Below are 13,819 nucleotides of genomic sequence, written 5' to 3' on the forward strand. Positions count from 1 at the left end.
CTCAAGTGCGTTCGATGCGAAGCGGGAACTCGCCGCGAATGTGCAGGGCCTGCTCGCCCTCGTCGAAGCGGCCGAGCCTGATCAGCCCGGGATGGCGATAGTCGGCGTAGAACATGGCCAGGTTACCCCAGGACGTGAAATAGCAGAGGTCGTAGGGCTGCTCGTTGGCGAACGGACCACTTCCCTTCTCTGTCAGCTTGCGCGGCAGATAGGCGATCTTCTCGTTATGCGCGTAGTCCTCGATCTTGAGATCGAGCGGCAGCATGGAAAAGAAATCGCGCGCCGACGGATTGTCGTAGAGCGTGGCGGTCATGATGCGGCCGTTGAAAATCATCCTGATCTTCATGTTGGTTGACTCATGGCTGACTGGGGCTTCGCCTTCTTGGCTGGCGGCTGCTCGAGGCAGGGCCGCCACCGCGAGCGCGGCGCCGAGCAATGTCCGGCGGTTAAGCGGCGCACGCTCGATGATCATGGCAAAGATCTCCGGGCCATATGCGATGCGGCAAGGGCGGCGAGCGCCGATCCGCAGAGCAGCACTGCACCTAGAGTGAACGCTCCCCACCAGCCGACCGTATCGAAGAGCGTGCCGCCGATCGCGGCGCCGCCGGTGATGGCGAGCTGGATGACTGCCACCTGCAGCCCGCCGCCGGCCTCTGCGTCGTTCGGCAACGTCCGGCTGAGCCACGTGCCCCAGCCAACGGGCGCGGCCGTGCCGAAGAAGCCCCAGGCAACGAGCAGCAGCGCTGTGGGAACGGGGAGGGCACCAAGGGCGATGAGCGCAGCGGCCAAGGCCGCCATGACCAGCGGGATGACGATGAGGATGCTGAACAGACGCGTGGACAAAAGCCGGCCGACGCACCATGTGCCGAGCACCCCCGCCAGCCCCATCGCCAGCAGGATCGCCGAGAGAGCAGCGATGTCGAGCCGGGTGACGCCCTCGAGGAAGGGCCGCAGATAGGTGAAGAGCGCGAACTGGCCCATGAACAGCATCATGATCGACGCCATGCCGATGGCGACGGGAAGACGGCCGAGGAGCGCCAGTGGATTGCCTGAACGCTTCCCCCGGCGCGGGGGCAGCGCCGGCAGGCTTGTCCACTGCCAGGCCAGCGCCAGAAGCCCAAACGGCACGACGAGGAAGAAAGCGCCGCGCCAGCCGACATAGGCGCCAAGAAAACTGCCCAGCGGCGCGGCGATGGTGGCCGCAATGGCATTGCCGGCGTTCAGCATGGCGAGACCCTTCGGAACCATGTCTTGCGGCACGAGGCGCATGACGATCGCGGTCGACATCGACCAGAACCCGCCGATCGCGATGCCGAGCAGCGCCCGGCCGACCATGAGGAACGCGTAGTTCGGCGCGAAGGTGACAGCCAAACCGGACACGATGAGGAGGAGGGTGAAGCCGGTCACGACCAGTCGGCGGTCGATATGGCGCGTGAGGCCGGCGACCAGCAGGCTGGTCACGACGGCGAAAACGCCCGAAATCGAGATCGCCTGTCCCGCGCGGCCCTCGGTGATGCCGAGATTGGCCGCTAGCGGCGACAGCAGGCTGACCGGCATGAATTCCGACGCGATGAGCACGAAAACACACAGCGCCATCGCCAAAACCGCGCCCCATGCGGCGCGGTCACCGACAAGCCTTGTGTCGTACGTCGTTTCCATAATTGGCATCCTTGCAGGGCGACCGGGCGGATCAGCCGCCAACGCCGTCGCGATGCCAGAAGATATTGCAGAGGAACCCATTCTATTAGACTAAGTAATTCGCATGGACTTATCTGCTCATGATATAAATATCCGACGGGAGGTACCCTATGCAGCGCGATGGCATGAAGGATCTGCTATGGTTCGTGGCGGTCGCGCGGGAACGGAGCTTCACCAAGGCGGCGGCCAAGCTCGGAACCTCGCAGTCGACCCTGAGTTCGACAATCAAGGAGCTTGAAGCTCGTCTCGGCGTCCGCCTGCTGACACGTACGACGCGGAGCGTCGCACCGACCGAGGCCGGCGAGCGACTTTTCCAATCTCTTGTTCCCCGCTTCGAGGAAATCGAAGCGGACCTCGCAAGCCTGGTGGCCTTTCGCGACAAGCCCTCCGGAACGGTCCGTATCACGCTTTCCGACCATGCGCTCCAGACGACCGTCTGGCCGAAGCTGCAGCCCTTGCTCAGCGACTATCCTGACGTGTGCGTCGAACTCTACAGCGACAACGGCATGAAGAACATTGTGGAGGAGCGCTTCGACGCAGGCGTGCGGCTTGGTGAGAGCATCGACAGGGATATGATCGCAGTGCGCATCGGGCCGGATTGGAGGCTCGTGGCCGTGGCTTCGCCGGAGTACTTTTCCCGCCATCCGGTTCCGACCGCACCGCAGGATCTGGTCGATCATGACTGCATTAATATGCGGCAGGCGACGTTCGGCGGATTATATGCCTGGGAATTCGCCAGGGATGGCCGCGACCTTCGTGTGCGCGTGGAAGGCCAGCTCACCTTCAATTCGTCCATTCCCATGATCGAGGCTGCGATAAGCGGTTTCGGGATCGCCTATGTCCCGGAAAACCTCGTCAGCCACCACATCGCCAAGGGATGCCTTAGGCTCGTGCTTGACGACTGGAGTCCGCCATTTGCGGGCTATCACCTCTACTACCCGAGCAGGCGACAGCTCTCGCCTGCGATGGCGGTGATCATTGAGGCGCTCCGCCATCGCATCTGACTCCCAAGACTGTGCCTATGAATCATGAAGCTGACATTGGTAAATGGTAGGTTCTGATCCAAGCCATTTGACTTCTACGCTGCGGGCGGCTGCTTTCGCCTCAAAGCAGACGTGTAGCTCGCTCGCCTCTATGTCTGTGATTGACACAGAAGCAGTCATCGAAAAGGAGCCAAACTCGCCGGCTGAACTGGCCAAGAATTCTCGTGGATAGCCAAGGTTTTTCTCGAGCCTAGGCCAAGTCTTGGTCGTCGATGGTAGGGACACGGTTGTCCAGTTATCCCCCGGCAAGACGCGGCAGCAGGAATATCTCCGCCCCTTCCGGCAGTTCCTTCGACCAGGTGTCGCGATAGATCGTCCCGTCGATGGCGACGGCGATGCCGCGATCGATGTAGGGCTCGAGGCCGGGATACTGTTCAGCCAGCTTCCTGAACAGCTCCCGAATATCCTTCGCCTCGATCTCGACCTTGCTCTTGCCTCCGGCGATCGCGCCGAGCGATCCCCAGAGCGTTACTTCAACCATCAGCCTTCCCGTTCCGCCTCGATCGCCGCCAGGATGCGCGGCGGCGACATCGGTATATGCGCCATGCGCACGCCGACCGCGTTCGAGACTGCATTGGCGATCGCCGCCAGCGGCGGCACGATCGAGGTCTCGCCGACGCCGCGCACCCCGTAGGGATGGTTAGGGTTGGGGATCTCGAGGATCTGTGTGTCGATCATCGGCAGGTCCGAGCAGACCGGGATGCGGTAGTCCAGGAAGCCAGGGTTCTGCAGCCGCCCGTCCTTGCCGTAGATGTACTCTTCGTTGAGCGCCCAGCCGATGCCTTGCGCGGCACCCCCCTGGTACTGCCCCTCGACGTAGGTCGGATGCACCGCCTTGCCGGCGTCCTGAACGACGGTGTAGCGCAGCACCCTGGTGAAGCCGGTCTCCGGATCCACCTCGATATCGCAGATATGGGTGGCGAAGGAGACGCCGGCGCCGTCGGCGACGAGCTCGCTGTGGCCGGCGATCGGTCCGCCCGTCTTTCCGGAAGCGGCCGCGATCTCCTTCAGCGACAGCGCAGCAAGGTTGCCGTACTTCTCGCCCCTAGCGATCGCGTGGCCCTTTTCCCAGACCACGTCGTCGACCGGGATGTCCCACGTCTGCGCGGCGCGATCCCGCAGGATCTTGATGGCGTTGCGAGCGGCGGAGATCGTCGCCATCGAAGACGAGAAGGTGCCGCGGCTGCCGTCCGTCATATCGTTGTAGCCGAGGCTGGAGGTATCGGCGACCACCGCCTTGACCTGCTCATAGGGGATACCGAGCTCCTCTGCCGCCACCAGCGAAAGCGAGGCGCGCGAGCCACCCACGTCAACGGTTCCGACGGCAAGCGAGACCGAACCGTCCATGCCGATGTTGAGGTCGGTGCAGGTCTGGCCACCGAAGTTGAACCAGAAGCCGCAGGCCATGCCGCGGCCCTGGTTCTTGCCGAGCGGCGCCTTCATGTGCGGATGGCTCTTCGCCGCCTCCAGCGTTGGGCCGATGCCGATCGGGCCGTATACCGGGCCGTAGGACGATCTGGTGCCTTCCTGCGCCGCGTTCCTGATCCGGAACTCGACCGGGTCCATGCCGATCTCCTTGGCCAGCTCGTCGACCGCGCTTTCCACCGCAAACGCCGCCATCGGTGCCGACGGCGCGCGATAGGCCGCCGTCTTGGGCCGGTTGACCAGCACTTCGTAGCCGACCGTCCTGACGTTCTCGAGCTTGTAGCAGGCAAAGGCGGTCATGGCGCCGATCTCAGCCCACATGCCGGCATAGGGGCCGCAGGAATAGCGCAGCGTCGCCTCGGCCGCGGTGATCGTGCCGTCCTTACGGGCGCCGATCCTGACGTCGATCGAGGTGGCGCTAGTCGGGCCGGAGGCGCGGAACACCTCGTCGCGCGTCATGACCAGCTTGACCGGCCGGCCGGCTTTGCGCGACAGCGCCAGCGCCACCGGCTCGGCCCAAACATGGGTCTTGCCGCCGAAACCACCGCCGATCTCCGACGAGGTGACGCGCAGCTTCGAGGCCTCCATGCCAAGCAGCTGGGCGCAGTGCTGGCGATAGACGAAATGCCCTTGCGTGCAGACCCAAAGATCGGCGGTGCCGTCGGAGCTGACATTGGCGACGCAGGCATGCGGCTCGATATAACCCTGGTGCGTCTGCTCGGTCTTGAAGGAGCGTTCGACGACGAAATCGGCCTGGCCGAAACCTTCATGGATGTCGCCATGGCCGTACTGGGTGCGCTTGGTGACGTTGGAAGGCTTGACGGGCTTTTGCTCAAGGCCCTCGGTGAAGATGGCGTCGTTGAGCACGGGTGAGGAGTGCTTCATCGCCTCGTCGACGTCGGTGACATGCGGCAGCACCTCGTAGTCGACCTCGATCAGCTTCAGTGCCTGCCTCGCCGTGCGGGCATCGACTGCAGCGACCGCGGCCACAGCATGGCCGTCGTAGAGCGCTTTCTTGCGCGCCATGCAGTTGTCGAGGATGTCGTACATGGCGGCATCGCCGTCGGTGAGGTCGGGCAGGTCGGCCGCGGTGATCACCGCCTTGACGCCGGCGAGCTTCTCCGCCTTCGACGTGTCGATCTTCCTGATCGTGGCATGCGCATGGGGGCTTCTGAGAACGCGCCCGACCAGTTGCCCGGCCATGTTGAAGTCGGCGCCATAGCGTGCGCGGCCCGTCACCTTGTCGACGCCGTCGGGACGGATGGGGCGCGTGCCGACAGAGGTGAAATTGCGTCCGGAGTAACGTGGATCGAAATTCATCGTCATGCTCCCTTCATCACGCTCGCGGCGTCCTGAACGGCACGCACGATCTTGTCATAGCCGGTGCAGCGGCAGAGGTTCCCGGCGAGGCCGAAGCGGATCTCCTCCTCGGTTGGATCGGGGTTCTTGGCCAACAGGTCCTTGGCCGCCATGAGGAAGCCCGGCGTGCAGATGCCGCATTGAAGCGCGGCGTGTTCCAGGAATTTCTGCTGCAGCGGATGCAGCTTGTCGCCATGCGCCATGCCCTCGATGGTTTCGATGCGCCGCCCTTCAACCTCCGCGCCGAGCACCAGGCACGAGCACACCAGCCGGTCGTCGAGGATGATGCTGCAGGCGCCGCAGTCGCCGGTGCCGCAGCCTTCCTTGGCGCCCGTCAGCCCCAGGCGATCGCGCAGGACATCGAGCAGCGTCTCGTCCGGCTGGCAAAGGTACTCGACATTGTCGCCATTGATTGTCGTTGATACTGCCACACCAGCCATCATTTGCCTCCTGCACGTGCATAGGCGGTCGTGGCGGCCCGCTTGGCCAGCACACCCGCAACTTTCCGTCTGAATTCGATAGTGCCTCGCTTGTCGTCGATCGGACGACAGGCCCCCGAGCAGACCTTGGCGAGCCTCTCCAGCGTGGCTTCGTCCAGCTTGGAGCCGATGAGAACCTCGGCGGCCTCCTCGACCAGAATCACCGTCGGCGCCACGGCGCCCAGCGCCAGGCGGGCGAATTTGACGCGACCTTGCTCATCGAGCATCAGGTTCACGCCGGCGCTTACCACCGCGATGTCCATCTCCGTGCGAGGAATGAAACGCAGATAGGCATCGCCCGAACGCGGCAGACGTTTGTCGAGCAGGATTGCCTCGATGATCTCGCCCTTGGCCAGCGACGTCTTGCCCGGCCCAGTCGGTACCGCTTCCACTGCAATCGTGCGCCTGGTTCCCGGGCCGACGACCACCGCCTTGGCGCCAGCGGCCACCAGCGCCGGCACGCTGTCGGCGGCCGGCGAGGCGTTGCACAGATTGCCGACGATGGTGCAGCGTCCCTGCACCTGCTTCGAGCCGATCAGGTTCGCAGCTTCGACGACGCCGGGCCATGCCTTCTTCAGGGCCTTGCTCTCGCCCAGCACTGCGCAGGGGACCGCCGCGCCGATGCTGAAGCCCTCGGCTGTTTCCCTGATCTCGCCAAGCCCGTCGATCGCCTTGATGTCGACGATCAGGTCGGGTTCGATAAAGCCGCCTTTCATTCTCACCAAGAGGTCGCTGCCTCCGGCAAGGATGGCGGCCGTGCCGGCTGAGCCGGCCAACAGGCCGGCGGCGTCTTCAATTGAAAGCGGACGTATGTAACGCATCGTCTCCCCTTAGTGGTCATAGTCACATCAACTGATATAAACCGTCTCTCCACAATGGCCATCCCATTCGTGCATTCGCGGATTGGGCCAGGCGCCGCAATTTTCATTTGCTCGACCAACTGGACGCGCCGCCGGCCATTAATGCTCGATCGGTCCCTTCGGCATCACCAGCGCCGTGCCGGCTGTCGTCGGCCGCTCGATCATACGGCGGACGCGGGGTGGCTCGTTGCCGCTGTGCAGGGCCCTTATGCGCTCGCCGATGACCGCGTCGGCGTAGGTGGCGCGCCTGTTGTGGCGGATATATTCGACCCAGGTTGGCGTGTGGTAGTGCTCGATCCATATCGAGGGATTTTCGAGATCGCGCGCCAATGTCCAGTTGCGGGCGCCGTCACGACGGCGGATGCGGCCCCGTTCGGCCATGGTGGCGAGGAATTCCGGCACGTCCTCGTTGCGGATCACGTATTCGATCATGATGGCGATGGGACCACTGCGCGGCTTGAGATCGAGCGCCAGATGCGGCTCCTGGAAGCGGTTAAGCGGATCGAGGTTGAGCACGGCCTGCTGCGGCAGCGGCAGCAGCAGGCCGATGGCGCCTCCCGCCAGCATCGCGACGCTGGCCGCCATCAGGGCGACTTCGGCGCCATGGGCGTCGGCAACCACGCCCCAGACCCAGCTGCCGAGCGCGATACCGCCGAAGGTTGCGGTCTGGTAGACCGAAAGCACGCGGCCGACCACCCAGCGCGGCGTCGACATCTGCACGGTGACATTGAAGTGCGAAAGCGCTGTCACCCAGCAGGCGCCGCCGACCAGCAAGCCGAGTGACGTCTGCCAGGCATTCTCGCTGACGGCGGCATTGAAGGCGCAGAGCGCGAAACCGGCGAATGCCATGCGCACCATGGTTTCGCTGGACAGCAGCTGCCGCAGCCTGACGCTGGTCAGCGCGCCGCCGACGGCGCCGATGCCGAAGGCGCCGAGCATGATGCCGTAGCTCAAGGCGTCGCCCTTGACGACGTCGCGCGCGACCAGGGGAAGCAGTGCCAGGACCGCGCCGGCGCTGAAGCCGAAGGCCGAGCTCCTGACCAGCACCTTGCCGATATTGGGCGACATCGCGACGTAGCGCAGGCCAGCGCCCATTGCGGCGCCCAGCGTCTCGCGCGGCAAGGTCGATGCCGGCAGTTCCGGCCTCCAGCGGGCCAGCACGACGATGAGGCCGACATAGCTCAGCGTGTTGACGGCAAAGGCCGCGGCGGCGCCTGCGGCGGCAACGATGATGCCGCCGATCGCCGGGCCGACGCTGCGCGTCAGGTTGAAGCCCATCGAGTTGAGCGCGATCGCCGCCGGCACCTTGGGACGAGGCACCATGTCGCCGACCGAAGCCTGCCAGGACGGGCTGTTGAGCGCGGTGCCACTGTCGATCAGGAAGGTGAAGGCGAGCAGCGTCCACGGCGTCATCAGGTCGAGATAGGTGAAGACGGTGAGAAGAGCCGAGACGGCGAGCATGAAGATCTGCGCGATCAGCATGATTTTGCGCCGGTTGAAACTGTCGGCGATGGCGCCGGCCAGCAGCGCGAAGAGCATGATCGGCAAAGTGGTCGAGGCCTGGACCAATGCGACCTGGTAGGACGAGGTAGCGATCGTAGTCATCATCCAGGCGGCACCGACGCCCTGGATGAGGCCGCCGAAATTGGAGACGAGGCTGGCGGACCACACCGCCCGGAAGATGCCGTGCCGGAACGGCGCCAGCGCCGAGGCGCTTTCGCTTTCCGGTGTGTCGTCGTTCATCGATGCTTTCCCGGGCTCAAATGCGTTTGTTCTTGCGATGAATCGGCCCCTCAAGCCATGGATTCAAAAAATAGAACATCACAGCGCAAAGGGCGAACGCATTCTCGAGAAAGATCATGGTCCAACAACAAGATAGCGAGCGCGGAGCCCGTCCGCGCGCGCCATAGCGGGCTCACTGCATGCCGTCCCTGACGATCGCCGCCACTTCGATCAAGCCTTCGAAATTGTCGGTGCGGCCCTGGCGGATGTCTTCGGTTTCGCGCAGCAGCCACAAACCGATCGAGATGAGATTGGCGCGCAGCTCCGTGGGCAGGGCGCTGTCGCCAGAGCGGAGATCTTCGACGAAGGCGGTCCAGACGCGACTGGTGAAATGCAGGGCCTCGGCCGCTTCCAGCGAATCGCGGCCAGCCGCCATCGCCGCCAACAGCATGTGGATCGAACGGCTAAGAAGCTGCCGATGCCTGGCCCCGGCAGCGGTCTGCATTTCGGCTCGGGGGAATTGATACATCGTTGCTGCTCTACCGCTCCGTCGGCGTTGTCAGGTCAGGAAACTCAACAGATCGAGTTGCGAGATTTGATCCAGATGCTGGCATCGCCAGCTGCCGAATACGCATCACTTCACCAGGGACACCACCACGCGACGCCGCGCACAAAATCGCACCTGTTGCAGGGAGCGCGAATCCGGCTCCGGAATGGTTCCGGAACATGAGGTTTTGGTGGTCGCCGCGCCCCCGAGGAACGGCTGATTCGGCTACAATCTAACCGTAGACGAATCCGACATCAAACGCGATTTGACTGAAACGAATTCCATCGGTCGGGGCGCTCCGAGGGTACATTTTCGAAGCGCCCGTGTGCTTTGCGGCGGTCGGATCCAACTGCAAGTGTGCCGTATCGGCAATTCGTCGATTGCGATAGGCTCCTGTTGTCGGGACGGATGGGGCGTCTGTCTCGGTTTGGCGTAACGCCGGTTGCATGCCACTGCGCGACAGAGCGCGGATTCGTGAAACTGGCTTTGGGGAATTGGGGGAAACAATGGGCGATTCAATTCAGGAAATAACGTCCGTCTCGTGGTTCGGGCGGATCAAGCGCGGGGTCGGCGGGATCGTTTTCGGCTTGCTCTTGATCGTGCTGATGGTGATCGGCCTGTTCTGGAACGAGGGTCGCGCCGTGCAGACGGCGCGTTCGCTGGCCGAGGGATCGGGCGCGGTGATCTCGGTTGGCACCGATAGCATCGATGCTGGCAATGAAGGCAAGCTTGTCCATGTCACCGGGGCGGTGACGGCGAGCGGCGGCCTTGCCGATCCGGACTTTGGCATTTCGGCGCAAGGATTGCGGCTGTCGCGCAGCACCGAGATGTACCAGTGGAAAGAAGAACAGAAATCCGAGACGACGAAGAAGCTTGGTGGCGGCGAGGAGACGGTGACAACCTACAGCTATTCGAAAGTGTGGGACGACAGCCAGATCAACTCGTCGGAGTTCAAGAAGCCGGACGGCCATGAGAATCCGCCGATGGAGATACACAGCAAGAGGTTCCAGATCCCGGACGGCAAGCTCGGTGCCTTCACGCTCGACCGGCCGGTGCTGGACCTGATCGGCGGCGACAAGGAATTTTCACTGTCACCGGACCAGTCGGCTACCATCGATGCCGCCTATACCGGCACCAAGCGGGTCAACATCGTCGACGGAAAGATCTATCTCGGCTTCAACACCACGTCGCCGGCGCTGGGCGACTATCGCATTGGCTACGAGCTGGCGCCGCTCGGCCTGGTCAGCGTCGTCGCGCGCCAGGCAGCGGGCGGGTTCGAACCCTACCAGACAAAGGCCGGCGACCAGTTGCTGATGGTCGACATCGGCAATGTGCCGGCGGAAAAGATGTTCGCCGACGCGGTCAGCCAGAACACGCTTATCACCTGGCTGCTGCGCGCCGCCGGCCTGCTGCTGTTGGCCATCGGCTTTGCCCTGCTGCTCAGCCCGATTGGCGTCGTCCTCGACGTTATTCCTTTGCTCGGCAGCGTGGCGCGGATGGGCACCGGCATCATTGCCTTTTTCCTGGCGATCCTGGTCGGCACGACGACGATGGCGATCGCCTGGTTCTGGTACCGGCCGGTGCTGGCGGCAGGCATCCTGGCCGCCGGCGTCATCGCGGCGGCGGCGGTCTATTATCTTGGCCGCTCGCGCAGGCAGGCCGCACCGCTTGCCACGCCGAGCGCCGCTACATGATTGCAGGCACCGGCGGCACTTCTAGCGGTCCTCGAAGCCGGTCAGCACGCCGACGGCGTTGACGCCGATCTCCTCGACGGCGTAGCCGCCTTCCATGACGAACAGCGTCGGCAGGCCGAGCCTGGCGATGCGGCGGCCGATTCTGGGATAGTTTTCCGTTTTCAGCTTGAACTGGCTGATCGGGTCCTTCTCGAAAGTGTCGACGCCGAGTGAAACCACGACGACGTCAGGAGCATAAGCCGAAAGCCTCGTGCAGGCCTCCTCGAGTGAGGCGTTCCACACGTCCCAGCCGGTGCCGAAGGGCATCGGATAATTGTCGTTGAAGCCTTCGCCGTCGCCCTCGCCGCGTTCGTCGGCATGGCCGAGAAAGAACGGATATTCGGTCATCGGATCGCCATGCAGGTTCAGCACCTGCACGTCGCCGCGGCGATAGAATATCTCCTGGGTGCCGTTGCCGTGGTGATAGTCGATGTCGAGGATCGAAACGCGCCCGGCGCCATGGTCGCGAAACCTTTGCGCGACGACGGCGGCGTTGTTGATGAAGCAATAGCCGCCCATGAAGGCCGCCCCTGCATGGTGCCCCGGCGGGCGGCACAGCGCGAAGGCGGAAGGCTCACCGGCCTTGACCAGCGCGGCGGCTGTCAGCGCGACATCATAGGACGACTTGATAGCGTCCCATGTGCCTTTGACAAAAGTCGCGCCGCCGTCGAAGGAGTAGAAGCCGAGCAACGCATCGATGCCTTTCGGGCGCACGTCGCCGCGCAGGCCGCGCGTCGGCCAGGTGAAGGGAATGGCCGAACCGGTGCGGCCCGACGCTTCCCAGAGCGGCCACACGGTCGGCAGGAAATCGATGTAGTCGCTGGCATGAACCTTCTTGGCGGCGGCGAGGTCGTGACTTTCCGGTGACAGGATCGGACCGAGCTTTTCGCTCTCCACCCGCGCCCTGATGAACTCGGCGCGCGAGGGCTTTTCAAAAGCCGGCACGATGGCGCCGGCGATCAGTTCGACATTGCCGGAATGGCCGGCATGGAGAGGCGAAAAAACAGTCTTCATGAAATCTTTCCGTGGTGAGACGCGGCGACCCTAACCGTCCTGCATGGCCCTTCACAAGGCGCTGGGCCAACCAGCCATGGCTTGCTGGCACGGCAGCCGGTCGTCTAGCCTGCCGGCAGCGCAACCAAACCGTGGGAAATCATGAGTTCAAATGCCGACCTGATCGTCACCAATGCCCGCGTGCTGACCATGGATGAAGGCAATCCGACGGCCGAAGCGGTGGCGATAAAGGACGGCAACATCCTGGCGGTTGGCGATCGCCGGACGATCGAGGCGCTGAAAGGGCCGGCCACGAAGGTCATCGATGCGCAAGGCGGGTCGGTGGTGCCGGGCTTTATCGAAGCGCATATGCATCTTTTCGGCGGCGCGGCCGAACTCGACAATCTGCACCTTCAGGGCGTGCATGGCTTCGATGCGCTGAGCGACGCGATCCGCGCCTACGCGGCGGCACGGCCGAACGCCAAATTGCTGCTGGGGGCCGGCGTCGACTACACTATCCTTCCAAGGAAGAGCCGGTCACCCGCCATCATCTCGATCGCATCATCGCCGACCGGCCGTTCGCGATGTCGGCTTCCGATCACCACACGATGTGGGCCAACACAAAGGCGCTGGAACTGGCTGGCATCCTGCACGGCAAGCAACTCGGTCCCGGCAACGAGATCGTCATGGGAGCGGATGGCCTGGCGGCGGGCGAATTGCGCGAGGGCGAGGCGTTCGGGCCGATCCTCGAGCTTTCCGGGCAGAACCGCGTGCGGCTCGGCCTTGCGACAGGCGGCGAGCCCGAGCCGTACCCTTCCGCCGCCGAAGTCGCTGCCGATCGCGACCTGATGCATCGCGGGTTGGAATGGTGCGCCCGCCACGGCATCACCTCGATCCAGAACATGGACGGCAATTTTTACCAGCTCCAGCTGCTAGCCGGGCTGGAACAGGAAGGGCGGCTGCTCTGCCGCACCAAGATACCTTTTCATTTCAAGAATTTCATGACGCTCGACGTGCTGGAAAAGGCATCGAGCATGGCCAACTCCTACCAATCGGAATGGCTGTCGTCCGGCATGGTCAAGATGTTTTACGACGGCGTGCTGGAAGGCTGGACCGCGGTCATGGTCGACGACTATGCCGACCGGCCGGGCTGGCGCGGTGAGCCGCTGTTTACGCCCGAGCATTTCGCCGAGGTGGCGCTGGAGGCCGACCGGCGCGGCCTGCAGATCGCCGTGCATTCGATCGGCGGCGGCGCGGTGCGCGCGGTTCTCGACGGTTACGAGGCGGCGCAGCGGAAGAACGGCAGGCGCGACAGCCGGCACCGGGTCGAGCACATCGAGGTCACCACTGCCGCCGACGTGCCGCGCTTCGCCGAACTCGGCGTCATCGCCTCGATGCAGCCGCCGCACCCGCCCGGCGCCATGGACTTCCCGCTGGAGCCGACGCTTTCGCGCATCGGCCGCGAAAGATGGCCGCTGAGCTATGCCTGGCGGACACTGAAACAGGCGGGCGCGCATGTCGTCTTCGCTTCCGACTGGCCGGTGTCGCGGGTCGACCCGATCCTGGGCATTCAGGCGGCGGTGCTGCGCAAGCCTTGGGCAGAGGGCGATCCAGACCAGAGCTTCTCGCTGATCGAGGCGCTTGCCGGTTATACGGTCGAAGGTGCCTATGCCGAATTCATGGAGCACCGCAAAGGCCGGCTGAAACCAGGCTATCTGGCCGATCTGGTGGTGCTGTCGGCCGATATCGAGGCAACTGAACCGGGTTTGCTACACAAGGTGCATCCGGTCAGCACCATCTGCGGCGGCAAGATCACTTACCAGGGTTGATGATGACGCTGACGATGGCACGGAGCTTGCATTCTGAACCGAGGTCCAGATGCATGGTTGCCAAGCCGACCGGCATATGCTGACAATCGAATGGGAACTGGATCCGCCATCAAGAGCGGACATGAAAATGG

At 63.8% G+C, this 13,819-nt stretch carries 11 protein-coding genes and 1 pseudogene; 3 read left to right on the top strand and 9 right to left on the bottom strand.

The window, feature by feature from the left end; all coding sequences use genetic code 11:
* Position 1 precedes the first annotated feature (1 nt).
* Together NKI01_RS14905 and NKI01_RS14910 are read right to left on the bottom strand one after the other, a co-directional pair.
* Positions 2–472 (bottom strand): cyclophilin-like fold protein, encoded by a 471-nt coding sequence (locus NKI01_RS14905; RefSeq protein ID WP_023720225.1) that lies wholly within the window; start codon positions 470–472, stop codon positions 2–4.
* Positions 469–1,659, bottom strand: a complete 1,191-nt coding sequence (locus tag NKI01_RS14910; RefSeq protein WP_352963700.1) for an MFS transporter — start codon at positions 1,657–1,659, stop codon at positions 469–471. The genes NKI01_RS14905 and NKI01_RS14910 overlap by 4 nt, the downstream gene beginning before the upstream one ends.
* A 149-nt stretch (positions 1,660–1,808) precedes the next feature.
* Here NKI01_RS14910 and NKI01_RS14915 point away from each other — a divergent pair, with 149 nt between their 5' ends.
* On the top strand, positions 1,809–2,702 hold the full coding sequence (locus NKI01_RS14915; RefSeq protein ID WP_023720226.1) for a LysR family transcriptional regulator: 894 nt from the start codon (positions 1,809–1,811) through the stop codon (positions 2,700–2,702).
* A gap of 274 nt (positions 2,703–2,976) precedes the next feature.
* Here NKI01_RS14915 and NKI01_RS14920 read toward each other — a convergent pair whose 3' ends face one another.
* The 6 genes from NKI01_RS14920 to flaF form a co-directional block, all read right to left on the bottom strand.
* Positions 2,977–3,222, bottom strand: coding sequence for a MoaD/ThiS family protein (locus tag NKI01_RS14920; RefSeq protein ID WP_023675441.1), 246 nt, complete (start codon positions 3,220–3,222; stop codon positions 2,977–2,979).
* Positions 3,222–5,486 carry a xanthine dehydrogenase family protein molybdopterin-binding subunit gene (locus tag NKI01_RS14925; protein ID WP_352481977.1) on the bottom strand — a complete coding sequence of 755 codons (2,265 nt, stop codon included), beginning with the start codon at positions 5,484–5,486 and terminating at the stop codon, positions 3,222–3,224. Before NKI01_RS14925 ends, NKI01_RS14920 begins: the two co-directional genes overlap by 1 nt.
* A gap of 2 nt (positions 5,487–5,488) precedes the next feature.
* Positions 5,489–5,965: a (2Fe-2S)-binding protein gene (locus tag NKI01_RS14930; RefSeq protein ID WP_352845599.1), complete on the bottom strand. Its 477-nt coding sequence runs from the start codon at positions 5,963–5,965 to the stop codon at positions 5,489–5,491.
* Positions 5,965–6,825, bottom strand: coding sequence for an FAD binding domain-containing protein (locus NKI01_RS14935; RefSeq protein ID WP_352494731.1), 861 nt, complete (start codon positions 6,823–6,825; stop codon positions 5,965–5,967). The genes NKI01_RS14930 and NKI01_RS14935 overlap by 1 nt, the downstream gene beginning before the upstream one ends.
* A 138-nt stretch (positions 6,826–6,963) precedes the next feature.
* Positions 6,964–8,607: an MFS transporter gene (locus tag NKI01_RS14940; RefSeq protein WP_023720230.1), complete on the bottom strand. Its 1,644-nt coding sequence runs from the start codon at positions 8,605–8,607 to the stop codon at positions 6,964–6,966.
* A 172-nt stretch (positions 8,608–8,779) separates the two neighbouring features.
* On the bottom strand, positions 8,780–9,115 hold the full coding sequence (gene flaF / locus NKI01_RS14945) for a flagellar biosynthesis regulator FlaF (RefSeq protein WP_352481979.1): 336 nt from the start codon (positions 9,113–9,115) through the stop codon (positions 8,780–8,782).
* A 524-nt stretch (positions 9,116–9,639) separates the two neighbouring features.
* On the opposite strand from flaF, the gene NKI01_RS14950 reads away from it, so the two are divergent.
* Positions 9,640–10,827, top strand: a complete 1,188-nt coding sequence (locus NKI01_RS14950) for a TMEM43 family protein (protein WP_352963704.1) — start codon at positions 9,640–9,642, stop codon at positions 10,825–10,827.
* A 21-nt stretch (positions 10,828–10,848) separates the two neighbouring features.
* Here NKI01_RS14950 and NKI01_RS14955 read toward each other — a convergent pair whose 3' ends face one another.
* Positions 10,849–11,880 carry a histone deacetylase family protein gene (locus NKI01_RS14955; protein WP_352481981.1) on the bottom strand — a complete coding sequence of 344 codons (1,032 nt, stop codon included), beginning with the start codon at positions 11,878–11,880 and terminating at the stop codon, positions 10,849–10,851.
* 348 nt (positions 11,881–12,228) lie between these two features.
* Here NKI01_RS14955 and NKI01_RS14960 point away from each other — a divergent pair.
* Positions 12,229–13,688: pseudogene (locus tag NKI01_RS14960) on the top strand (amidohydrolase).
* Positions 13,689–13,819: the final 131 nt, after the last annotated feature.

The sequence above is a fragment of the Mesorhizobium sp. M0815 genome, from assembly GCF_040319995.1.
In the GTDB taxonomy this organism is placed as follows: domain Bacteria; phylum Pseudomonadota; class Alphaproteobacteria; order Rhizobiales; family Rhizobiaceae; genus Mesorhizobium.

Coding starts and splice junctions, on each gene's coding strand:
- NKI01_RS14915 (WP_023720226.1), top strand. CDS start 1,809: ATGCAGCGCGATGGCATGAAGGATCTGCTATGGTTCGTGGCGGTCGCG.
- NKI01_RS14925 (WP_352481977.1), bottom strand. CDS start 5,486: ATGAATTTCGATCCACGTTACTCCGGACGCAATTTCACCTCTGTCGGC.
- NKI01_RS14940 (WP_023720230.1), bottom strand. CDS start 8,607: ATGAACGACGACACACCGGAAAGCGAAAGCGCCTCGGCGCTGGCGCCG.
- NKI01_RS14930 (WP_352845599.1), bottom strand. CDS start 5,965: ATGGCTGGTGTGGCAGTATCAACGACAATCAATGGCGACAATGTCGAG.
- flaF (WP_352481979.1), bottom strand. CDS start 9,115: ATGTATCAATTCCCCCGAGCCGAAATGCAGACCGCTGCCGGGGCCAGG.
- NKI01_RS14950 (WP_352963704.1), top strand. CDS start 9,640: ATGGGCGATTCAATTCAGGAAATAACGTCCGTCTCGTGGTTCGGGCGG.
- NKI01_RS14905 (WP_023720225.1), bottom strand. CDS start 472: ATGATCATCGAGCGTGCGCCGCTTAACCGCCGGACATTGCTCGGCGCC.
- NKI01_RS14955 (WP_352481981.1), bottom strand. CDS start 11,880: ATGAAGACTGTTTTTTCGCCTCTCCATGCCGGCCATTCCGGCAATGTC.
- NKI01_RS14935 (WP_352494731.1), bottom strand. CDS start 6,825: ATGCGTTACATACGTCCGCTTTCAATTGAAGACGCCGCCGGCCTGTTG.
- NKI01_RS14910 (WP_352963700.1), bottom strand. CDS start 1,659: ATGGAAACGACGTACGACACAAGGCTTGTCGGTGACCGCGCCGCATGG.
- NKI01_RS14920 (WP_023675441.1), bottom strand. CDS start 3,222: ATGGTTGAAGTAACGCTCTGGGGATCGCTCGGCGCGATCGCCGGAGGC.